The sequence below is a fragment of the Prolixibacteraceae bacterium genome (assembly GCA_019720755.1).
GTDB classification, from domain to species: Bacteria; Bacteroidota; Bacteroidia; order Bacteroidales; family Prolixibacteraceae; genus Halosquirtibacter; species Halosquirtibacter laminarini.
Genome location: CP081303.1, coordinates 2,284,988 through 2,308,700, shown reverse-complemented (window position 1 = coordinate 2,308,700; position 23,713 = coordinate 2,284,988). Strand labels below are relative to the sequence as shown.

The following is a 23,713-nucleotide window of genomic DNA, read 5'->3' as shown; positions in this document are numbered from 1 at the left end:
GTTTTGTTTTTATAGATATCGTGTTTTGTAACACAATTTAACATGAGTAATCTCATACTAATAGAAATCCTTGTCTTGTAGTTTTATATTGATTGTTAATTCTACTATCTAGTTGTAAATTGAAATTTTAATAATGATCTAACTAATAAGTCAAAACTAAACTAAACTAAATTAAATGAAGTACAATTATCATTTGAGTGAAAGTTCTTATAAAATATTTTTTTGTTTTATAATTATATTTTTCTCCACACAACTATTGGCGAACGTCTCTGGACAAGAACAAGTGACACACACTATTCAAGGAGCTGTGTTCGATGAAAAAGGAGGCTCTGTTCCAGGAGTCTCTATTATGATTAAAAAAACGACCAAAGGAACAGTATCTGATTTTGAAGGAAAGTATAAATTAGATGGGGTGAAGAGTGGGGATGAATTGATCTTTGCTTACATTGGACTAAATAGAAAAACAGTCGTATTTACTGGAAAAACAACAATAAATGTTACCATGACAAGTTCTTCTGTCAATTTAGGAGAGGTGGTCGCTGTCGGTTATGCTTCTCAGAAGAAGGTAAATATTACTGGAGCGGTTGGGGTAGTTAAGGCCGAGGCAATTGAGAATCGATCGGTTGCAAATGTCTCTCAGGCAATTCAAGGCACCTCTCCAGGCTTACAATTATCGACCAATGCCAACTTAGGAGGTGAACCTGGAGCAGGAATGAATTGGAACATTCGTGGTTTGGGTGCGCCGTATATATTGGTTGATGGCATTCCTGTGGATGTGAATAAAGTGAATCCAGAGGATATTGAGAGTGTTTCGATACTTAAGGACGCAGCTGCTGCAGCGATATATGGTTCGAGAGCTCCTAATGGGGTTGTATTAATTACGACAAAGAAGGGTAAGAAGAATCAAAAGATACAAATCTCATATTCGAACAATATGGCCTTTTCATCGCCTTTAAATCTGCCTCAATGGATGAGTTCTGTAGAAGCGGCGGAAAAGTATAATTACTCACTAGAGAGTAATGGCTTACCTCCTCATTTCTCTACTGAGGATATTCAACGAATGCAGGACTATATTGACGGAAAGATTACTACTGAAACAAGAGATAATGGTAGTAATGCATGGCTAGACCATGAGAATGGGAATGCGAATAATGATTGGGGGACTATCTTCTTTAAGGACAAAGCCTTTAGGCAAAAACACGATTTGAGTGTAAGAGGGGGAAGTGAAAAGATTAGTTACTTTTTTTCTGCGGGTATTTATGACCAAGATGGTCAACTAAATTTTGGTAATGATTGGTATCAGCGATACAACTTTAATACTCATATTGGAGTGGATATCACTTCGTGGTTAAATATTGCAGTAGATACCAAGTATGCTAGGAGTAAAACGGAAGGTCCAACAGGAGATGAAGGGTTAAAACCTCAGGTAAACTGGCACAATATGCTTCGACTATGGCCTCAACAACCTTTGTATTATCCTAATGGAGATATTTCACCGTTTAGTCGTCTTCTGATTATGGAAGAAGGTGGTGGAATTAAGAAACAAAATGATGATTTGTGGATCTCTATGATCGGATCAATTGAACCAGTTAAACGTTGGAAAACAACTTTTAAGTACTCCTTAAATAATAGCTATGATAAGAATTCTGAACATAGAAAGACTGTATTTACAAAGCTTCCAGATGGTTCAAAATATGCTTCTTTTAATCAATCGAATAAATTCTTTTCTACATATGGACAGAATAATTATGAGATGGTAAACGTGGTCTCAACGTATAATGTCGTAATTAAAAAACACAAGTTCAAGCTACTTGTTGGTTATGAGCAAGAGAAAAAGTCATTAGGTTCTTTAACTTCCTCAGGTGTTGAGTTGATATCTGACAAAGTGCCATCGATAAGTACCTCTCTAGGAGATAAGATTACGGATGATGCAATTTCTGAGTGGGCTAATAGAGGATATTTTTATCGACTAAACTATAACTACAAAGAGAAGTATCTTTTAGAACTTAATGGACGTTACGATGGGTCGTCTAAATTTATGAATGCTGATACTCAATATGGTTTTTTCCCATCAGGGTCTGTGGGGTATAAGATTCATCATGAACCATTTTGGTCAAATATAAAGCCTTATATTAATTCGATGAAATTAAGAGGCTCTTTGGGCTCTTTAGGAGATCAAAGTTTTGCAAGCTTATACCAGTATTTATCTTTGATGCCCAGTCCTTTATATGGAAACTATATCCATGGTGATTCACAGATGTTGTATGCAGGGATGCCAACGATACCAAATTCTAGCATTACATGGGCAACCAATACTACTTTAGATTTGGGAGTGGATCTAGCTTTTTTAAATCAACGTCTTCAAGTAACATTCGATTGGTTTAAGACAAATAAAACGGATGTTTTGGTTCCAAAGAAAATTGTTCCAAGTGTTCTAGGTACTTCACGAACAGAGTTAGTGAATGCAGGAGAGAAAGAGTATAAGGGATATGAGTTGATGTTGAGTTGGAATGATCGTATTGGCTCGTTTAAATATGGTGCGACCTTTACTTTAGGAGATAGCAAAACCAAATGGGTAAAATACCCTAATGAAAAACGAGTGCTGAATAGACCAATAGCAGGCGAGTATATTGGAAACATTTGGGGGTATGAGTCTGTTGGTTTTTTTCAACAAGATGAAGATGTAAACCAATGGGTTGATCAATCTGCACTTAGTGGTAACCATTGGCAAGCTGGAGATATCAAATATGCTGATACCAATGGAGATAAGAAGGTTGATAGAGGAGACAATAGTTTAGATGATCATGGGGATCTGTCAATCATCGGAAATACCACTCCTCGTTATCAATATGGACTTTCTTTGAATGCAAGTTATGCTGGTTTTGATGCATCGATATTTATGCAAGGAGTAGGAAAACGTGATTTTATGCCATCTTCCTCTGCTACACGTTTTTGGGGATTTGGAAGAAATAAAGTGCAAAATAATTATTTAGTAGAACAACTCGACTATTGGACTCCTAATAATAGAGACGCATATTATCCTCGACCATACTCGAATGGAAATGGTCGTTCCAAGAATTTTCATACCCAAACAAAGTATGTTCAAGATGCTTCTTATTTGAGAATTAAAAATATTCAAGTAGGATATACATTCTCCTCTGCTTTAATTGAAAGAGTTGGCCTTTCTAAGTTACGAGTTTATGTGTCTGGGGAGAACTTATGGACTTTTACGAATCTTACAAATTTATATGATCCTGAACAGTTGGGTGGTTATCTAGGAAATGGAAAGGTGTATCCGTTACAAAAATCTTTCTCTTTTGGTTTAAATATGACATTATAAAAATAGAATTATGAGAAGATTAATATATATATTTCTTTCACTTTGGATGTTTCAAGGTTGCAGTAATGACTTTTTAGACCTTTTGCCAAAGGATACAGTATCAAATTCGCAATATTGGAGTTCGACTAAGGACCTAAAGACCTATGTAAATCAGTTTTATACTCATTTTAGTGATGGTTATCAGTTTGGATCAGGTATGAGTGAAACAGATATAGGTACAGATGATTTGATTCGTATGAAGATGTCAATTCCACGACTCAATGGAGAGTTATCTGTTCCTACTACTGGTGCTACTTGGGGAGAGTATCGACAGATAAGAGCATTAAATTTCTTTTTTGCCAATTATAATAAATGCAAATCTGATTTTGATTCATATAAACAATATGTTGGGGAAGCATATTTCTTTCGCGCTTTTTTCTATTTCAGATTGGTGCAGAAGTATGGAGATGTTCCATTGATTATTTCAGTTCTTAACTCAGATTCAGGTGAGCTTTATGCTGCAAGAACATCTAGAGTTGAGATTGTTCAATTTATACTCACAGATCTTAATAATGCTATTAAACTTCTATCTTCTGGTGATATTGAGGATAAAACAAGAATTAGTAAAGAGGCTGCACTGCTTTTTAAAACGAGAGTAGGGTTATATGAAGGTACCTGGGAACGATACCATAAAGGAACTGCTTTTGGAGTGGATAATGATGAGTCGATCTTTTTTAGAGCTGCTGTGGATGCTGGTAATGAGTTGATTGCTTCGAATGTTTATTCTGTTTATTGTAAAGACAATGATCCAAATTTGGATTATCAGTCAATGTTTAGAAGTTTTAATTTATCTAATAATACAGAGATTATTCTTCAAAAGAAATATGACATTGCTTTGGGATTATGGCATCGTCATATTATTAATAATGCACAGACCTGTGGAGATGGTGGTGAATTTACAAGTAAAGGAGCTACTTTGTCTTTAATTAGTGACTATTTGATGAAAGATGGTACTCCTTACTCAAAATCTTCTCTTTATAGAAAAGAGGCAGCTTATGCAGACTACTTTACGGGAAGAGACCCTCGTATGCTTCAAACGTTCGTAACACCAGGTGAAATTATTGATCGAGATGAAGCGAACCCTGAAAACAATAGATTCTTTGTAAAACCAGAGTTGTTGTCTGCCAATAAATATGATTATAGTGTTACAGGTTTTAGAACCAATAAAGGAGGAGTGCCGGATCTTAAGTATCGTGTTTTAGGTTCAGATGATTCTCCAACTATCTATTTTCGTTATGCGGAGGCTTTATTAAATTTTGCTGAAGCAAAAGCTGAATTGGGAGAATTGACACAGGCAGATTTAGATAAGAGTATCAATAAACTAAGGGATCGAGTTGGAATAGCTCATATGAAGCTTACACCTGAGACTGATTCGAAATGGAATTTTCCCGATGTGAGTGGTTTGATTAATGAAATAAGACGTGAGCGCAGAGTGGAGTTATGTTTTGAAGGATTTCGATTTAATGATCTTATGAGATGGAATGCAACCAATCTGATCAAAAACCAAAGACCCAAGGGGATTAAGTTTTTTGCTGATCAGTACCCTGATTTGGTGGTTGGACATGATGTAACTTTGGATGCGAATGGATATTTGGATCCTCTTCAAAAACTTATACCTGAAGGGTATCAGTTTAACTCCTTAAGGGACTACCTTCTTCCAATTTCTATAGAGCAATTAAATCTTAATGAGCGATTGGAGCAGAATCCTGGGTGGTAATGTTATTAAGATGAATTTTATTCGTTTTATGTGGATGACTTTCATCTTGATGAATACCGTATACAATGTTTTTTTAATATAGGGGGTTGGCTTTAATAAGGCTAGCCCCTATATTTTATTCCTCTTTTTAAAGTAGCGTGATCTCTGCTGAAATATTAAAGATAATGTTTGTTAAAGTTTCCTTTTAACGTGATGATGCGATTTTGAAATTACTTCTTCTTTATTTTACTCATCGTGTCGCTATATTGGTTAAAACGGGAATTAAAGCTTCGAAAGAGCAGAAACAATTTCATTGTTTTATTATCCTTAATTAAATATTATTAATGTATTATTTGATTATAGTGAAATAGTGTTGCAATATGAATGTAGTCGTTTCGTAATATAATAGTTTGATTTTGTGGGTATTAAAAGAATTACTATCTATAATTGAAGAAGATATGACTAAATTAATTGTTGCGACTTTATTTACTTTCCTATTTCCTTTTATGACACTCTGTGCTGATCCTGAGAATAAAGATTGGTCTACTATTTATGGGGTTGTTTTAGATGAAAAGGGCAATCCACTACCGGGAGCGGTTGTCTATGATGAAAAAGATAAAAATGGTGTGATCACTGATCTTGATGGCCATTATCGATTGAATGTAAAAAGGGATGGTACTCACATTGTAGTTTATCGTTATCTAGGATATGAATCTATCTCTTTCTCTTTTGCTTCTCAAAAGGAGGTTATGGTGAAAAAAAATGTTACGCTCTCGATGAATGAGGTTCTTGATGTGGTAAATGTGAATGGTTTTTATAATGGAGAGCTTCGTGCATTAGCACAACAGAAGAGTAGTGATCATATCCAACAGGTTATCTCTGCTACACAAATTGCAAAATTTCCAGATTCAAATGTAGGAGAGTCTTTAAAACGTATTCCTGGAGTCTCTATTCAATATGACCAAGGGGAGGCTCGTTTTGGAAATATCAGAGGTACTTCTCCTCAATACAACTCTGTAACTATTAATGGCGATAGAATGCCCTCTGCAGAGGCAGAGACACGAGCAAATCAGTTAGACTTAATTCCATCGGATATGGTGGAGTCTATAGAGGTAAGTAAGGTGATCACTCCTGATATGGATGCAGATGCCATCGGTGGTACTATTAATTTAGTTACAAAAAGTGCTCCTAATAGACAGACTTTAAGTACTACTTTTTCAACTGGGTGGAATGTTGTGGCACAGAAACCTTCATATAATGGCTTTTTATTGTGGGGTAATCGTTTCTTTAAATCGAAGCTTGGAGTGGTTCTCTCTGTATCTTATCAGAATAATGAGTTGGGTTCTGATAATATTGAGGCGGAATGGGAGAACTCGGATCAAGGAATGTATACATCGGATTTCCAGATTCGTCAATATTATATTCAGAGAGAGAGGGTGAGTTATTCGTCTACGGTTGACCTAAAACTGAATCCTAATCATACTATTAAAGCAACAGGAATCTATAATCAGAGAAAGGATTGGGAGAACCGTTATCGCCTTCGCTATAAAGATGTCACGTTGCAAGATGATGGGAGCTATGTGGCTGAGATGAGACGTCAAACTAAGGGTGGAACCAATAAGATGGCTCGATTGGAAGATCAGATTAATATGAATTATGGGTTATCTGGAGAGCACCATTGGGGTCGTGTTACATTAGATTGGAGACTATCCTATGCAAAAGCTTCGGAGTCGCGTCCTAATGAACGTTACCTTAGTGTACGGTCAAAAGAGGTTGTGGTCGATGGTGATTTTTCTGATCCAAAGAAGCCTTTGGTCTCTTCTCAATCTATGGTGTATAATAAAATTGGTCCTTTATGGAAACTGAAAGAGTTGACAGAAGAGAATCAATGGACTTATGATGAAGATAAGAATGCAAAAGTGGATCTTGAATTGCCAATTTTAGATGGAGTATACAGGAGTAAGGTGAAAATAGGTGGACGACTACGTTTAAAATCGAAGGTGAGAGATAATCGTTTTTATGATTATGAGCCATTAGATGAATCGATGTTTATGAGTAATGTTTATGCAAATCAGAGCTATCAAACTCGTGATGGTTTTCAACCAGGAGAGAAATATTCGATAGGGAACTTTGTGGACATTGATTATCTATCCTCTTTGGATTTGCAGAATGGGTCGAGTTATGAGTCGACAGAGGTGCTTGAAGAGGAAGCGGTTAACTTTACTGCCAAAGAGAATGTTTATAGTAGCTATATTCGTTACGATCAGAAATTAGGAAATAAATTGAAGGTGATTGGTGGAGTACGTTTGGAGGCTACTGATATTAGTTATGATGGGTTTCAGTATTATGTGGATAGTGATGGAGAAGCCTCTTTGACTCCCACAGACAAGAGTAATCAATGGTATTGGAATCTACTCCCTAGTGTAATTTTAAAATATAAAATATCTGATGCCCTACAATATAAAGCCTCTTGGACCAATACTTTATCGCGCCCCAAATACTACTCATTGGTTCCTTATCGGAATGTAAATATAGAAGACAATAAGATATCTATAGGAAATCCTACTTTAAAACCTACTCTTTCATCGAATTTTGATATGATGTTGGAATATTATGGAAAAGAGAATGGTGCTTTTTCGATAGGAGTATTTTATAAGGATATCGATGACTTTATTGTTTCGAATCAATTGCGAGATTATCTATATGATGGACAGCAGTGGGATGTTTTTAGTCAAGATATCAATGGTGGTAGTGCAACCATCAAAGGGATTGAAGTCTCCATGCAACAACCATTGAGTCTACTTGGAGCTTTAGGTAAACATTTTTCATTTTTCGTAAATTACACCTATACCATTTCGGATATTCAGGATTTTCAAGTCAAGGGTAGAGAGAATGAAAAATTGTCTTTGCCAGGAACTCCTAAACATAGTTTAAATCTCTCTTTGGCTTTTGAAAATAGATGGTTGACTTTGAGAAGTTCGTATAATTATAGCAGTGAATTTATCGATGAATTTGGGGCGACCTCTTTTTATGATAAATGGTATGATCAGGTACAATATTTGGATGTGAATGCATCTGTTAAGTTAAATAAGACCGTGAATATTTTTGGTCAGGTAAATAATATTCTGAATCAACCTTTGCGATATTATCAAGGGAAAAAAGATTATGTAATGCAAGAAGAGTATTATGGAGTGAGAGGAACTGTGGGAATACGTTTAATGTTTTAAAGATTGAGTAACGATGAAATTAATACCTGTAATAATATTAATGGTGTCCCTTCTATGGATATCGTGTGGAAGGAAGAGCGAAGGAGTACTTCCTGATGATCAGATTGATGATTACCTTGTTGCTTCAGCAGAGACGCAACCTGTATCCCAAAATAAACATGCCGATGCAGCCGATGATATTGCTATTTGGGTTGCACCTTCCTCTCCTGACCAAAGCCTTATTCTTGGAACTGACAAGAAAGCTGGATTGGCTGTATATAATTTAGAGGGAGAAAAGAGATGTTTTTTTGATGTAGGAAGGTTGAATAATGTGGATATCCGAACTATTTATGACGGCAGTAGGTCCAATTGGTCACTTGCTGCGGCATCAAATCGATCTACTAATTCAATCATCTTTTTCTGGATTTCTCCCTTAGGAAAGGTCTCTCTTGCAGAGCAAATGCCTTTTAATTCGACGATGAAAGAGGAGGTTTATGGTTTGACAATGGGGTATGAGGGAGGTGACTTGTATGTCTTTGTAAACACTAAGGCGGGAGAGGTGATGCAGTGGAGAGTGGAGATTGATTCAAAGAATAAAGTGGGCGGAACTGTTGTTCGTAAATTGAATATGACTGCTCAAGTAGAAGGAATGGTATGTGATGACGACACTGGACTCTGTTATATTGGAGAAGAGGAGGTGGGGATTTATCAGTTTCAAATTAATCCGTATCGAGGTGATAGTCCAAAATTGTTGAAGGAGAGTAGTGTAGAAGAAAATCAAAATATTGTGATGGATATTGAGGGAATTACGATTTGGAAGCGTGATGATAATAAGAAGTTTCTTATTGCTTCGAGTCAAGGGAACTATAGTTATGCCGTATTTCGTCTTCCTGAAAATAGATATATAGGAAGTTTTCGTGTAAAGAGTGGTGATGGTATTGATAGTATTGAGGAGACTGATGGATTGGATATCACTTCTGCTTATTTAGGAGAATCCTATCCAGAGGGAGTGTTTGTTGTTCAAGATGGTTTTAATCGTAATCTGGGAAAAATAGAGGCTCAGAATTTTAAGATTATATCAAACGAACCACTTCGTGCTTTGGTAGATCGATTGGTAGTCGAGAGTAGTGGATTGAAAGGAATGTAATAGAGATATATGGTACCCATGCTGTTCATGATACTTTTATTATTTAATTACTAGAAACGAATGAGTTTATTCAATAGATGTTTTTATAGTGTTTGATTTGTATTTTGCTCTCATCTCCTTTTTTAGGGGATGGGCGTTTTTTTTAGTGAATATTTTACGAAGAGAGTGCTCTAGTTCATTGATAATGTTTTTTCTATGGGATGTGCCATATAAAAATATTCATCGAAAAAACAGTGATCAATCTTATTTTTAGTAAAAAGAGAATATTACGATATCTTATAAGTGTGACTTAGAACTGTCTTTTTTGAGTTTTCTTGTAGGGGGATGTAGATATAAGTTCATTAGAAAAACACAGGATTGGTATCGATAATTATAACATTATTAAGGGCCAGTCTCTGTGTGATGACAGTATAATATATGGTGTAACTAATTTTATGTTATAAAATGTTTGGAGTTTATGTGGTTTGAGGATTATTCTATCAAGAAGATTAAAATAATACATTTTATTAGGGTGATATGAATTTTATAAATATGGATTGGGTTATTGTATTCGTTATGTATAATCATTGAAATATGATAAAAATAATGTATCTTTAGTTACACCTTATCTCTTTAAGATGTGATGTTTATCAACAATCTTTGATTATGAAAGAACCTTTACAATCACAAATAATAACTGGTTATGACCTCTATAATGCCTTTAAGAATGGTGCCAAACAATTATCTGTTTATGAGGAAGAGATTAATCGAATTAATGTGTTTCCAGTACAAGATGCAGATACTGGAACTAATTTATATCAAACATCAAAAGCAATATTGGAGTATTCTGATTGGACTGTAGATCTTTATAAGACTGTTCGGTCGATATCGCAAGTAGCAATATCTGAGGCGAAAGGGAGTTCTGGTTCTATTGTTGCGCTTTATTTGCGCGGTTTTCAGAAGTATATTCCCTCTTTTGATGGAGTCACATTAAAGTCTTTTGCCCAATTGCTAGGATCTGCTTATCTCTACGTACATCAATCAATGAGTCAACCTCGAGAAGGAACGATACTTACTATCATGCGAGTATGGGCGGAGTATTTCGAGAAGATTGAAAATCAAAATATTTCTATAAAGAATGCCTTAGGGAATTCAATATTGATACTAAGGGATGCGTTGGAAAATACAAAGAATCAGTTAGATGTTCTTTCACGGATCAATGTGGTAGATGCAGGGGCTTTGGGAATGGTGTGTTTTTTAGAGGGATGTCTTAAATCATTTCGTAGAGGGCGAATTAAACATTATTCTCCATCAAAAGAGATGTTAGCAGAAGAGGAGCTGGTGCCTTCTCCTCCACTATTCCGTTATTGTTATGAGGTGAATTTAGAAGGGAATGAGTTAAAAAATGAAGAGATAAAGGATATCTTGGAGTGTTATGGTGATTCTCTTGTGTGTATCCCTAGCGACTCTTGTCTTCATATTCATATTCACACTGATTCGCCGTCAGAGGTCTCTCGTTATCTATCGACGATTGGGCAAATATCAAAGGTAAAAGTAGATGACTTGAATCAACAGTATTTATTAACCCAAAAAAAGAGTGGGGGAATTGCTCTAGTGGTTGATTCTTCTTGCGATATGAATTTGACAGATATTTCATCTCATGTCTATAAAATCCCTATGCCTATGGTCGTCGATAATAATCAACATTTAGATGGTGTTACTATGGATGGAAGACATCTTTATGAAGATATGGGTTTAAAGGAGGTTTCTTGTAGAAGTTCTCAAATTAGTCAAGGAGTTTTTGAAGGGGTATATTTGAAACTTCTAAAGCGGTATGATCATGTTATTTCGATACATATAAGTAAGAACTTTAGTGGTACTTATGACAACGCGATCCGTGCAGCCAAAGAGGTGAATGGAAAAGAACACCCAAAAATAGACGTGTGGGATAGTGGAACTCTTTCTTCGGCTTATGGTATGATGGTCGATACTATCGCTAAAAGTATTGAAAATGAATCTACATTAATGTCTCTTCGAGAGGAATTCGAAGTGGTTAAAAGAAAGACCGAAATATGGGTTTCTGTTAGATCTTTGAATGCGATGATCAACAGTGGACGGGTTCCTCAATCTTTTCAGAAAGTGGCCAAACTGTTTAGCGTATACCCTTTAATATCTATGAATAAAGAGGGTAAGGCTATGATTGGTGGTGTCGCTTTTAGTTTTGACCATTCGTTGAGACGATTGGTCTCAAAATTAAAGAAGCGCTCTATTAAACGTTGTCAGGTTGTTCATGTTGGCGCAAATTATGATTCGCATCGATTGGAAGAGATGGTTCAGCAAAAAACAGAATATGAACTTTTACCTAGTGTTTCTGTTACACCTGTTATAGGAATATATGCTGGATTGGGAGCTGTAGGAATTGTTGTTGAGTATGAATAAAGTGCTATCATAATACACAAAATCAATATTAAATATACCACCAACTATCCATCGTTTTTAGTCTACTAAATCACTAAAAAATGATCTATTATGGATTTTGAGTCTGCTATCTTTAGGTATTTTGAACTACCCATCTTTTATGAGTTGCTTATTGGCGCATTTCTATTTTGGCTTTTGAGTCTTGTTCTAAAAAGAGTTGACTTTGTGGATGTACTGTGGGGGACTGCTTTTGTTTATGTTGCCATACGTGCATATCTCATGTTGCCAATCAGTGGGGCGATGGATTTTATCTTTACCTTCTTGGTTGTTTTATGGGGATTGCGATTGGCTGGTTACCTCTTTTTAAGGATGAAACCACAAGAAGATAAGCGGTATCAGGGATTTCGTGAGAAATATGGCAAAAATCGTTATTGGTGGATTAGCCTTTTTCAGACTTTTTTTCTTCAAGCTATATTGGTTTTTTTGATATCTAAGACGCTCAGAATATTCTATTTCAGTATAAAGGAGCTCTCTTTTTTTACCTGCTTTTTCTTCTTTCTTGGTTTGATTGTTTGGGTTGTCGGTTTTGTTTTTGAAACGATCGCAGATTATCAACTATATCAGTTTAAGAAAAAGAGTAGGGGCTTGTGTACACAAGGGTTGTGGGGAGTGTCGCGTCATCCAAACTATTTTGGTGAATTTGTGGTTTGGTGGGGATTTGGATTGATGGCTTTTTCGACTTTCTCTTTTGGCGCATTTGTAGGTCCTATTATTGTTTCATTCTTATTGTTGCGCGTTTCTGGTGTTCCGATGTTGGATCGTCACATGAAAAGTAGATCCGGGTTTGACCATTATAAGGGAGAGGTCCCGAAATTTTTCCCTCGTCGATTCAATATATTTAAATAGTGTTCTTGTTAATTTAACAGTATACCTAAAATCTTATTGCTATGAATAGTGAATGGTTAATCGTCTTCCTTGCTTATCTAATAGGTTCGGTCCCTTTTGGATTATGGATTACTAAATTAGTCTATGGGTTTGATATACGAACTAAAGGAAGTGGAAATATCGGTTCAACAAATGTAGGTCGATTTACTAGCAAATCATTTGCTTTATGGATTCAGATTCTTGATATGTTAAAAGGACTTGTGCCTGTTGCGCTTATTTTGTATCGTTTCGATATTCATCATGTTTTGGTTTATCGTGTTGCTTTTGCTACAGTAGTAGGTCACTGTTTCTCTATATTTCTCCTATTTAAAGGAGGCAAAGGGGTTAATACCTCTATTGGTGCATTGGTATGTATACTACCTATATCTGTAGCGATTGGAATTGGAGTCTATTTTTTAGTTAAGAAATTTTCGCACTTTGTTTCGATGAGTTCTATGTCGATGAGTATAAGTTGGATATTGAGTTCTTTGATTGTAGTACAGGATCCGAAACAAATAATATTTACTTCTGCCTTATGTATGGTTGTAGTCATTCGTCATCGGAAGAATATTATTAGATTGATGAAGGGAGAAGAACCAAAAACAAATATTGAGTCACATCAAATAGGATAAAAATATTCGGTTATCGTATTGGATCGTTCAAAACTAGTTCGAACCGTAGTTTATTATTTTAGTAGCCAAGATCAAATTTGTATTATTGTATTTATGTTATTTTGAAATACCGATGATGTGTTGTTTCAAGATAGTGTAAACTATAACAGTGAATTTAATTGATAAAACTGAAACAATAAACTAAGTCTAGATATGGTGCATATTCAAAAAGTCATTAGACAATTGTCAATAGGAGTGATAATATTTGCTTCTTTTGCTTTTGTTTCCCCTGCAAATGCTCAGGAAAGTTCCCTTAAAACACTTCATGATAAGGTGCTTCAAGATGCACGTATTTATCCAAAAGTAGAGATTGATTTTAACTCTACGGTAAAACTAATTGCAAAGGATGGTAGCCTTGAGGATCGTAAAAGTGATGCTAGTACACTTCGTCGATATCTTTTACCAATGGTTCAATATTGGTATTCTCATTCAAGTGATGTCTCTTCAAAAGAAAAAAGACGTATCATTTCTGCTGTTGATTACTGGTGTCAGAATCATATTATTTCAACGAATTGGACAAAAAGAGCTTTCGAAGAGCCTCGTATGGCTTCTGTATTAGGACTATTATTGGAGGATATTGATGGTGAAAAGTATGCCTCTCTTGTTCAAAATATGGCTACGATTGCAGAAGGTTCTTTTGGTAGTCGTATCAATGTGGATACGTACCAAGGAGCCAATGTTGGTTATCGACTAGATGGCATGTTGGGTTATGTGGCTTTAAGTCGTGATACTGTTGCAATGAGACATGTATACGAACAAGTTCATTTTACCTCAAGCTATCATAATCAAGGGCTGGGACTGCAATCAGATAATTCATGGTGGCAACATAATGGAGGTTCAGGTCAAGATTACTGGATTGGTTATGGTACAAGTTGGTTGCATGATGTCTTAAATTATGGGAAACGAACCCAAGGGACTAAATGGGAGTTGACCCCTAAGGCTCTTTGTACGATACAAAATGCAATTTTAGATGGTTTGTCTAGTCATTACTATCGTAATTTCTCGGATTATCATGTTTTGGGAAGACATACTACTAAAAAGGGAAGTTCTAATCAACCTCGTCACCTAATTCAATATATTAAAAGACTTCAATCTATAGGGGGAGATAATCTAAATCGCAATCAAGAGTTGTCTGCATTAGTGGAGCAGATTAAGAATGATCGCTATCCTTATAGAGCAAACTATTTTTATGATAGTAGTTTAATGGTATATCGCGAAGATCGATACTTTACTTCATTAAAGATGCGATCAGCCAGAACAACAGGCCCTGAGAGTGGGAATGGTAATGGAATGAAGAATTATCATTTTGGAGATGGTTCGTTCTTTGTAGTAAAGAGTGGTGATGAGTATAACAAAGTGAAGGTGGCTTTGAATTATCAAAATCTTCCAGGAACAACAGCCGAGGTTAAGTCTCAAAAAGATATCCCGCTGGTTGATTGGGGAAGAAATAATAAGAGTGTCAATAAATTTGCTGGAGGTTTGGTTCATGGTTATCAGGCCATTGCTGCTTTTCAGCAAGATAGAGAGAATGCTTTCTCGAATATACTTGCGAATAAGGCCTATTTCTATGAAAAAGACCAGATCCTTTTTACAGGAAATAGTATTAGAAAGAAGAGCTTCTCTGATTATAATGTTTCCACAAACATTAATCAGGCTATATGGAGAAGCGATATTCTTTATCGAGTTAATGGCGTGGAAGGAAAGATAAAGAGAGGAGAGTCTATTTCTAAAGTTTTTGAGGTGAAAGAGAATAGTTGGTTTATTCAGGATGGTGTAGGATATCTAATCGAGCCTCAAGATAATTCTCCCGTTTTTGTCTCTTTAGAAGCTACACAGAAGAGTGGTGATTGGAGTCTGTTGGATAAAGTGTATAAGGAAGGAGATGTTGAAAGGTGTGCGATTTTCTCTCTTTCAATTGACAATACCGATCAAGGGAAATATTGTTATACCATCTTTCCGACAATTGTTCCATTGGATATGCAGGCCCAACTTACTGAGACCTCATTAAAAGTGGTAGCAAACACAGATGTGGTACAGGCAGTGTATAGTAGTCATCGTAATCAGACCCAGGCTGTATTCTATCATGCAGGGTCATTGACTCTTCCTTCAGGATTGATTCTTTCTGTTGATAAACCAGTAATTCTTATTTGTCAAGAAAAAGAGAATGGAGTTGAGATTGTTGCTGCAGATCCATTGCAGTCACAGAGTCAAGTCTTTGTTACTGTAAATAGAGAGATGAAAACGAATTTGTTTGCTCGTCCTTCTGCTAATAAGGGAGAGTTTGTTTTAGAGGTTCCTATTGAGATGGGAGATTGGGCAGGGAAGCAATCTTCTCGTTTCTATCCTTACTTAAAACAGATCTCTCAAGCGACTCAAGATCTACTATATACCAATATGCTAAAGAGTGACAAACATTGGCAAATTGAACAGTATAAGGGAAACTATGTTACTGTGAAAGATGGAGAAATGGAGATAGAGGATGAGAAAGGATGTACTATTTGGTTTAAAAAAGAGCTGCATGGAGATATTGCCGTAGAGTATGATGTCGTGGTGATCTCTAATGGAGGGAAACATGATAGAGTAAGTGATCTGAACTGTTTCTGGATGGCACAAGATTCAAGACAGAAAGATTTTTTCAACCCGACTCCTAAAAGGGTTGGTAAGTTTTATGATTATAATGAGTTAGAATTATATTATGTCGGTTTTGGTGGGCATGATAATTCAAGATCAAGGTTTCGTAAATATACCGGTAACTTCGATAGACCAATGCCTTTAGAGTATGATTATAGAACGAAACCATATCATATTGTTCCAAATAAAAAAAGTACTGTAAGGGTTGAGGTTCGTGGTCATTGGGTACGATATAAGAAGGATGGTATCTTAGTCTATGAGATGTACGATCCAACTCCTTTGAAACATGGTTATTTTGGATTTAGAACTGTGAATAATCATATGAAGATCACCCGTTTTGATGTTTTTCAATTGAAATAAAATATTTAGGCATCCATATTCATTTGGATGCCTTCTTTTTGTCTGTGTTTTTAGTCCTTTTCTTTCCTTGAAGGTCATGCTATCTGCAAAAAAATAGGAAAACGTAATGTCCCAACATATCTAAGTTCAATTGTCTTTCAATGCTCTATGAATCTTCCCCTTTAAACTAATGATGTTTCTTATAATTTAAATAACAGAAAACTATCTCCTATGAAATGGCTGAAAAGTAATTCATTGTCTTTTTTATTGACTTTATGATATATCCCACAATATAGTAATCGATTATTCGTTTATTTTGTAGAGTTGCTGTAATCCATAATCTTCTTTCTTTTTAAGACTACGTCTTTCCATTATAAATGGTCTAAGCCTCAACCTTTTTATTGAGATCATAATGATGAGTCTATTGCTACTTCATATAAATCTTTCTCCGTTTTTTGCTTATTTCTCTAGAGGCATATACTTGCTGTGTTTAACAATTAAAAATATATTACTCTATTGTGGTTTCGAAGAACTTTGTATTTGTATTGTGAAAATAAATTAATTATTGTTGTATTAAAATTAAGTTAATAACGGTAATTTAATCATGAACAATCCCTATATTGGGGCTGAAATAACAAATTACAGTTCGAAAACACGGTTCTAAGTATCAGCTATATTTTTTTTATTAGCTAATCCATTGATTTAAAAATATTAATATTATCAAACATACTAGCTATATCTTTAACATATTTACCACTGTGTTTGTGGAAGTTGTTGAAAAGAATAACATGTCACAGACCTTTCGGATAAAGCTATGGCAAATAATCTCCCTCTATCTCAACTTCCTTTATTTATTAGATTCCGGCTCAATGAAAAGGTGAAATGGAGAATAAATAACATAATGATGCACTACTTCTATAGTGAAAGAGCCAAACTAAGTACAATTAAATTAAAGTAAAGAATGATTAAGCGTATAAAGAGAGTTTTATTTTTAATGATAGCGATGACTGCTATCCTTTTACTTTGTCGAATCCTATTTTTCATATATAGCTTTTCGCTGTTCCAAAATATTCCTTTAAATCAGCTGATTTATTGCTTTTTATTAGGAGGGCGGTATGATATAGCTACAATATTTCTTGTAAATACACCTTTAGCGATGTTTCTGCTTTTATCTGATCATATTTTATCAAAGAGGTGGTTTAAATATCTTTTAACAAGTTTATTTGTTGGGGCTAATACACTGATCATCATAGCGAACCTTGTGGATGTGTTTTATTTTCCTTTTACCTTAAAAAGAATGACCTATTCAATCTTTGATTATCTAGGGACACAGGCAAATATGGACACATTAGGAGTTGAATTTCTTATAACATATTGGTATGGTTTTTTACTATTAGGCGTTCTACTATTTGCATTAATTTCTATTTTTCGTTACGCTTATTCTAGATATAATCAATCGAAGCAGATAGAAATGAAGAAGAACAAATGGGTATATCTTCTATGTTTTCTACTATTATGGGGAATCGGAATAAAAAGTCACTTAAATATCTTTGCCCCACAATTAGAGACTATAGATGCCGTGGAGCTTACCGAAGACCCTATTGCTGCATCTATTTCATTGAATTCGGCTTATAGTCTGATTGAGAGTTATTCCCAACACTATATTAGAATAGGAGATTGTGAAAGAGAAAATGGTCGAAATAGGACGAAAGGAATAGAAGATGAGGTGAAAAAGAAGAATGTAGTGATAATTATATTAGAGAGTTTTACTGCAGAGGCTTCTAATCGTCTGAATCCCACAAGTCCTGGATATATGCCTTTTTTAGATTCTCTGATGCTTGATAGCTATTATTATACCAAAGCCTCTGCTAATGGACGTAAAAGTATGGATGCACTTCCTGCTATCTTTGCCGCTATTCCTGCGATGCAAACCCCATATATATTACAGCCAAAGAGGGAGAAAATTGTATCTCTTCCAAGTTGTTTGGATTCATTAGGCTACCAAACCTATTTCTTTCATGGTTCCCATAATGCAACGATGGGATTTCGTGATTTTTGTAATTTCTGTGGGGTACAAAACTACAGAGGTTTGGATGAATATCCATCTCCATCAGACTTCGATGGAACTTGGGGAATTTGGGATGAACCCTATTTGAATTATATGGCCAAAGAGTTAGATGATGGACCGAAACCTTTTTTTTCTACTGTGTTTACTCTCTCTTCACATAACCCTTATGTACTTCCTAAAGAGTATAAGGGGATTTATCCTGAAGGGAAGGATGGTATCGAGCCAACTATTTCCTATTCAGATCATGCATTACGTATGTTTTTTGAGACAGCAAGTAAGATGTCATGGTACAACAATACTCTTTTTGTAATTACAGCAGACCATTCCATAAAAGCGTGGAATAAAAATTATGCGACTTCTGAAAAGGCGTATCACATTCCCCTTCTTTTCTTTGATCCTGGTGCAAAATTAAAGGGAGTTAGTCAGGAGCGTGCCCAGCAAATAGATATATTTCCTACCGTCATGGGATATCTTAATATCCCAATTAGGAGAGAGGTTCCAGGACATAATCTATTTGATCCTCATGAGAAGAAATTTTCTGTAAATATTATCAACGAATCTTATCAATTTATCTTCGATAATATGCTATATCGTTATGATGGAGAGAAAATGATTGCAATCTATGACTTAGATTTAGATCCAAAAGAACAACATAATCTGCTTTCTAAAGAGCATGTTTATCAATCAGATATTACAGTTATGAAAGCATGGATTGATAAATATAAAAGATAGATACATAAAGAATTTCTGTGTGCTATGGCTACAGGGTGGATGGAAGATAGACAACCATGATGACCTATATGGCAGATGTTACTTGTCTAGATAACTGCTCATCTGGCTAAAATAAAATATAATTAAACAAATAATTATGTCTATAGAAATTAGAGAGATCACAACCAAAGGGGATATAAAGAAATTTATTAGATTCTATACAGATTTATATAGAGAAAATAAACAGGTGGCTTTCCCTCTTCATATAGATGAAGATAAAAGTCTTAGAAAAGGAAATCCGGCTCTAAAGTTTTGTCGTGTAAGGTACTGGATGGCATGGGAAGATCAAAAACCTGTAGGGCGAATTGCTGCTATTATAAATACACGAGAACAAGAAAAGACCAATAGAAAGATTGGTCGTTTCGGTCTATTCGATTTTGTAGATGATATACAGGTGTCTGAACTATTGATGAAACAAGCTTGTAGATGGCTTAAGCAAGAGGGAGTGGATACCCTTCATGGCCCTATGGGGTTCACTGATATGGATAGACAAGGGTTGCTTATTGAAGGGCATGATAGGGCCGGTACCATGTCTACAAACTATAACTTCGATTATTATGAGAAGCATATTAATGCGCTAAAGTTTTCTAAAAGTACAGATTGGATTGAGTTTCTAATCTATCCAGATGCAGACATTCTTGCACGTATTAAGTCGCTTTCAGACCGTTGTAAGAAGATACATAAACTTAAAAGTGTTAAATATAAATCACATAAGAAGTTAAAAGAACGTGCTGATGAATTCTTCTCATTGATCAATAATGGTTACAGCGATCTTTATGGTTATGTGTCATTGAATGAGGAGCAGAGAAAGTATTATACGGAGTGCTATCTTAGTTATGTACACCTTGATATGATTAGTATTGTAGTTGACGAAAAAGATAGAATGGTTGCTGCTGGAGTTGCAATGCCTTCGCTAACTGATGCGCTGCAAAAGGCGAAAGGAAAACTATTGCCTACAGGGATTTATCATCTGTACCGTGCAATGAAGAAGAGTGATTGTGTAGACCTTTGTCTGATTGCGGTGGATAGAGATTATCAAGGGAAAGGAGTAAATTCTATTATCATGTACGATATTACTAAAGGAGCTATGGACTTAGGAATAACCAAAGCAGAGACCAATATTGAATTAGAAGACAATACGAATATTCATCAAATGTGGAAGTTCTTCAATGGAGAACAGCATAAAAGAAGACGTTGTTATATCAAAAAAATATAATCAAAATATTTAAGCCCTCATATCCTTTATGAAGGGCTTACTAAAAGTGAATGTTATGGCTACAATACTCATTACAGGAGCTACAGGTTTTGTTGGTAGTGCTTTGGTTGAAAAATGTTTAGAATATGGGCATGAGGTGTATGCTGGAATTCGGAGTACAAGTAGTACTGGCCATCTCGATAACGAAAAAGTAACGTTTATTACATTAGATTTATCAAACACGATGCAGATGTCTGATAGGTGGAATGAACTATCGAAGAAAGGTGAAAATATAGATTACGTAATTCATGCTGCAGGAGTAACCATCGCATCAAAGCAACAATATTTTGATGAGGTAAATGATTTCGGTACTCGGAATCTCTACAAAAGTTTTTTAATACTGCATCAACGACCTACAAAGTTTGTTTTTATTAGTAGTCTTGCAGCAGTAGGCCCAGGAGATCCAGTGACCAATAAGCCTATTTCGAAGGATCAAGATCCGGAACCTATTACTGCATATGGTAGAAGCAAAAGAGCTGCTGAGAAGTTTCTTTTAGGGCAAACAGAGATATCTACTACCATTATTAGACCTACTGCTGTATATGGGCCACGTGATAAAAGTTTCTTACAGATCTTTAAAGCTATTCGTTGGGGATTCGAGCCTTATATGACCTCTCCCAAACAACAACTGTCTTTTATTCATGTGGAGGATCTTGTAGTAGTAATTATAATGTTAACAGTTGACGCAAACAATCAAAAGGTTTATCATTTATCGGACTCATTTAATTATACTCTTCACGATTTTATGCTCATTGTAAAGCAGGTATTGGGAGTTAAAACGATCAAGATAAAGATCCCGTCTCTTGTTCTACGTGGATTGGTTGAAATGATCGAATTTAAAATAAAACTGACAGGAAGAGCTTCTGATCTTAATCGAGATAAACAGAAAGAGTTGATCGCGAATAATTGGGGCTGTGATACAGAAATGTTATACCATGAGGTGGATTATCATCCTAAATACTCCTTATCAGATGGATTAGTGAATGTACTTCAATGGTACAAAAAACAACGGCTATTATGAAATATATTATGTTATCGATTCTTTGTTTCATTTTGTATGGATTTTCATATCCAACTCCTACAAAGGAGAAAAATATGTTATTTTATATCCAGAGAAGCAAGAATAAAAATACTGTCATCTATCAAGCGAATTATGATTCGAATGGATGGCTTGATCCTCTAAAACCGGTCAATATTTATTGGAGACTCTATGAAGAAGGAGAGAAGGTCGAAGCATTAAATCGTATTGAGAAGAAGTATGCTTATGGACTAGAGACCTATTTGGAAAGGAATAATACATTTCGTGTTATGTTAGTCGCTCATAAAGAGGTTGTCTTAAAACTTATCCAAAAAAAGCCTTTCCAAGCAAAAGTATATTGGAAAGAGAAAGGGGAGGAGATGCAAAGCTTACACCATCTTTTTATTCATGCTGACGATAGTGCTCTTTGGCCCAAGGTATCATCGATTGAAATATTTACCTTTTTAACCAATTCAAACACATTGCAAAAGAGGACGGTTATGGTTCCTGATTAACGTCGATTGAAACATACCTTTTAGTATCTCATTTCATTTGTTCCTCTAATTTATTCTATCTTTAAGGATTAATACAATACTAAACTAATTTAAACACACAAAAATCCAATTATGAAAATCTGGGCTCAGTGGGTTGCTATATCTGCATTGTTTGCAGGATGTTCTACTCAAAAAGAAAAAGAGGTTAAAAGACCTAATGTTATCTATATCTTGGCTGATGATATGGGCTTTGGTGATATTGAAGCTTGCAATACAGCATCGAAAATAAAAACCCCAAACTTAAACAAGATCGCACAAGAAGGGGCCCTCTTTACTGACATGCACTCCTCTTCGGCTGTATGTACTCCTACACGATATGGAATTATTACAGGACGTTATAATTGGCGTTCAAACTTAAAGAATGGTGTTACTTGGGGGGAGAGTAAGGCACTAATTGATTCTTCTAGAACTACCGTTGCCGATCTATTTAAACGTAGAGGTTATCATACGGCTTATATCGGGAAATGGCATTTAGGATGGGACTGGGGAATGAATTCAAATAATGAAATTGACTTCACAAAGCCAATAACAAACAATCCAAATGATCTAGGATTTGATTATGCATATGGACATGCTGCCTCGTTAGATATACCTCCATATGTTTACGTTGAAAATGGTAAAGCGACAGCGATACCTAAGGAGAAGATCGACGGGACTAAAGGGTATGGATTTTATCGTAAAGGTTGGATTGCTCCTGACTTCAAGATCGAAGAGGCTACACCAAACTTCTTTAATAGAGCAAAAAAATATATTGCAGAGAGAGCATCAAAGAAAGAGTCTTTCTTTTTGTATCTACCTATCCCATCTCCACACACTCCTATTGTGCCAACCAAAGAGTGGCAAGGAAAGAGTGGTTTAAATCCTTATGGTGATTTTGTTATGATGATCGACCACTATGTGGGTGATTTGGTTGCAGAGTTAAAAAAGCAAGGAATTGATGATAATACAATGATAATCTTTACCTCTGATAATGGATGTTCTCCAATGGCTCGTTATGATGTGCTGAAAGCAAAAGGGCATGATCCAAGTGCGAACTACAGAGGTCATAAAGCAGATATCTTTGAAGGGGGGCATCATATACCATTTATTGTTCGTTGGCCTGCGATGATTAAGCCAAATACTAAAGTAGATCAAATTAGTTGTACCACAGACTTTATGGCAACGGTGGCAGATATTCTTCAACTTAAAATGCAAGACAATGAGGGCGAAGATAGTTATAGCATGATGCCAATTCTTATGGGGGATGACTCGGATCATTACCAAAGAGACTACACAATACATCACTCTATCAACGGAAGCTTTGCCATTCGAAAAGGCGATTGGAAACTAGAGTTATGTGCAGGTTCTGGTGGATGGTCTGCACCTAGACCGAAGAAAGCCAAAGAGATGAATCTTCCAGATGTACAATTATATAATATTGCAACGGACCCTCAAGAGACAACGAATGTCTATAGAGAACATGCTCAAGTGGTGAAAGATCTTTATGGACAACTGATCGAATGTATCGATAATGGAAGAAGCACTCAAGGAGTGAAACAGAAAAATGATGAAGGCTATAAAGGGTGGAATCAGCGAAAAAAACTTAATGACTTAAAAACAGAAATAACCAATCTGTAGATATTAAAAAAGCCTATCAATAGTTTCATATTGATAGGCT

At 35.6% G+C, this 23,713-nt stretch carries 13 protein-coding genes; all 13 read left to right on the top strand.

Annotation, left to right across the window (positions count from 1 at the left end; translation table 11 throughout):
- Nucleotides 1-175: 175 nt before the first annotated feature.
- The 13 genes from K4L44_09090 (at nucleotide 176) to K4L44_09030 (ending at nucleotide 23,673) form a co-directional block, all read left to right on the top strand.
- Complete coding sequence (locus K4L44_09090) at nucleotides 176-3,340, top strand: TonB-dependent receptor (protein ID QZE12744.1); 3,165 nt, start codon at nucleotides 176-178, stop codon at nucleotides 3,338-3,340.
- Nucleotides 3,341-3,350: 10 nt separating this feature from the next.
- Nucleotides 3,351-5,096, top strand: a complete 1,746-nt coding sequence (locus tag K4L44_09085) for a RagB/SusD family nutrient uptake outer membrane protein (GenBank protein ID QZE12743.1) — start codon at nucleotides 3,351-3,353, stop codon at nucleotides 5,094-5,096.
- A gap of 437 nt (nucleotides 5,097-5,533) precedes the next feature.
- The gene (locus tag K4L44_09080; protein QZE12742.1) at nucleotides 5,534-8,302 is read left to right on the top strand and encodes a TonB-dependent receptor; all 2,769 of its coding nucleotides are present in this window, start codon (nucleotides 5,534-5,536) and stop codon (nucleotides 8,300-8,302) included.
- 13 nt (nucleotides 8,303-8,315) lie between these two features.
- Entirely contained in the window at nucleotides 8,316-9,428 is a 1,113-nt protein-coding gene (locus K4L44_09075; protein ID QZE12741.1) for a phytase, read from the top strand.
- Nucleotides 9,429-10,073: 645 nt separating this feature from the next.
- The gene (locus K4L44_09070) at nucleotides 10,074-11,846 is read left to right on the top strand and encodes a DegV family EDD domain-containing protein (GenBank protein ID QZE12740.1); all 1,773 of its coding nucleotides are present in this window, start codon (nucleotides 10,074-10,076) and stop codon (nucleotides 11,844-11,846) included.
- Nucleotides 11,847-11,936: 90 nt separating this feature from the next.
- Nucleotides 11,937-12,731: a DUF1295 domain-containing protein gene (locus K4L44_09065; protein ID QZE12739.1), complete on the top strand. Its 795-nt coding sequence runs from the start codon at nucleotides 11,937-11,939 to the stop codon at nucleotides 12,729-12,731.
- 41 nt (nucleotides 12,732-12,772) lie between these two features.
- Nucleotides 12,773-13,381: a glycerol-3-phosphate 1-O-acyltransferase PlsY gene (gene plsY / locus K4L44_09060; protein ID QZE12738.1), complete on the top strand. Its 609-nt coding sequence runs from the start codon at nucleotides 12,773-12,775 to the stop codon at nucleotides 13,379-13,381.
- A gap of 192 nt (nucleotides 13,382-13,573) precedes the next feature.
- Nucleotides 13,574-16,411, top strand: coding sequence for a hypothetical protein (locus K4L44_09055; GenBank protein QZE12737.1), 2,838 nt, complete (start codon nucleotides 13,574-13,576; stop codon nucleotides 16,409-16,411).
- 1,135 nt (nucleotides 16,412-17,546) lie between these two features.
- Complete coding sequence (locus K4L44_09050; GenBank protein ID QZE12736.1) at nucleotides 17,547-19,190, top strand: LTA synthase family protein; 1,644 nt, start codon at nucleotides 17,547-17,549, stop codon at nucleotides 19,188-19,190.
- Between the two features lie 136 nt (nucleotides 19,191-19,326).
- Nucleotides 19,327-20,445, top strand: a complete 1,119-nt coding sequence (locus tag K4L44_09045) for an N-acetyltransferase (protein QZE12735.1) — start codon at nucleotides 19,327-19,329, stop codon at nucleotides 20,443-20,445.
- 55 nt (nucleotides 20,446-20,500) lie between these two features.
- The gene (locus K4L44_09040; protein ID QZE12734.1) at nucleotides 20,501-21,505 is read left to right on the top strand and encodes an NAD(P)-dependent oxidoreductase; all 1,005 of its coding nucleotides are present in this window, start codon (nucleotides 20,501-20,503) and stop codon (nucleotides 21,503-21,505) included.
- Complete coding sequence (locus K4L44_09035) at nucleotides 21,502-22,017, top strand: DUF4833 domain-containing protein (protein QZE12733.1); 516 nt, start codon at nucleotides 21,502-21,504, stop codon at nucleotides 22,015-22,017. The genes K4L44_09040 and K4L44_09035 overlap by 4 nt, the downstream gene beginning before the upstream one ends.
- A gap of 111 nt (nucleotides 22,018-22,128) precedes the next feature.
- The gene (locus K4L44_09030; GenBank protein ID QZE12732.1) at nucleotides 22,129-23,673 is read left to right on the top strand and encodes an arylsulfatase; all 1,545 of its coding nucleotides are present in this window, start codon (nucleotides 22,129-22,131) and stop codon (nucleotides 23,671-23,673) included.
- Nucleotides 23,674-23,713: the final 40 nt, after the last annotated feature.

Bases quoted from the DNA above. Each gene is read 5' to 3' on its own strand.
- K4L44_09090 (QZE12744.1), top strand. From the start codon at position 176: ATGAAGTACAATTATCATTTGAGTGAAAGTTCTTATAAAATATTTTTT.
- K4L44_09085 (QZE12743.1), top strand. From the start codon at position 3,351: ATGAGAAGATTAATATATATATTTCTTTCACTTTGGATGTTTCAAGGT.
- K4L44_09080 (QZE12742.1), top strand. From the start codon at position 5,534: ATGACTAAATTAATTGTTGCGACTTTATTTACTTTCCTATTTCCTTTT.
- K4L44_09075 (QZE12741.1), top strand. From the start codon at position 8,316: ATGAAATTAATACCTGTAATAATATTAATGGTGTCCCTTCTATGGATA.
- K4L44_09070 (QZE12740.1), top strand. From the start codon at position 10,074: ATGAAAGAACCTTTACAATCACAAATAATAACTGGTTATGACCTCTAT.
- K4L44_09065 (QZE12739.1), top strand. From the start codon at position 11,937: ATGGATTTTGAGTCTGCTATCTTTAGGTATTTTGAACTACCCATCTTT.
- plsY (QZE12738.1), top strand. From the start codon at position 12,773: ATGAATAGTGAATGGTTAATCGTCTTCCTTGCTTATCTAATAGGTTCG.
- K4L44_09055 (QZE12737.1), top strand. From the start codon at position 13,574: ATGGTGCATATTCAAAAAGTCATTAGACAATTGTCAATAGGAGTGATA.
- K4L44_09050 (QZE12736.1), top strand. From the start codon at position 17,547: ATGTTTCTGCTTTTATCTGATCATATTTTATCAAAGAGGTGGTTTAAA.
- K4L44_09045 (QZE12735.1), top strand. From the start codon at position 19,327: ATGTCTATAGAAATTAGAGAGATCACAACCAAAGGGGATATAAAGAAA.
- K4L44_09040 (QZE12734.1), top strand. From the start codon at position 20,501: ATGGCTACAATACTCATTACAGGAGCTACAGGTTTTGTTGGTAGTGCT.
- K4L44_09035 (QZE12733.1), top strand. From the start codon at position 21,502: ATGAAATATATTATGTTATCGATTCTTTGTTTCATTTTGTATGGATTT.
- K4L44_09030 (QZE12732.1), top strand. From the start codon at position 22,129: ATGAAAATCTGGGCTCAGTGGGTTGCTATATCTGCATTGTTTGCAGGA.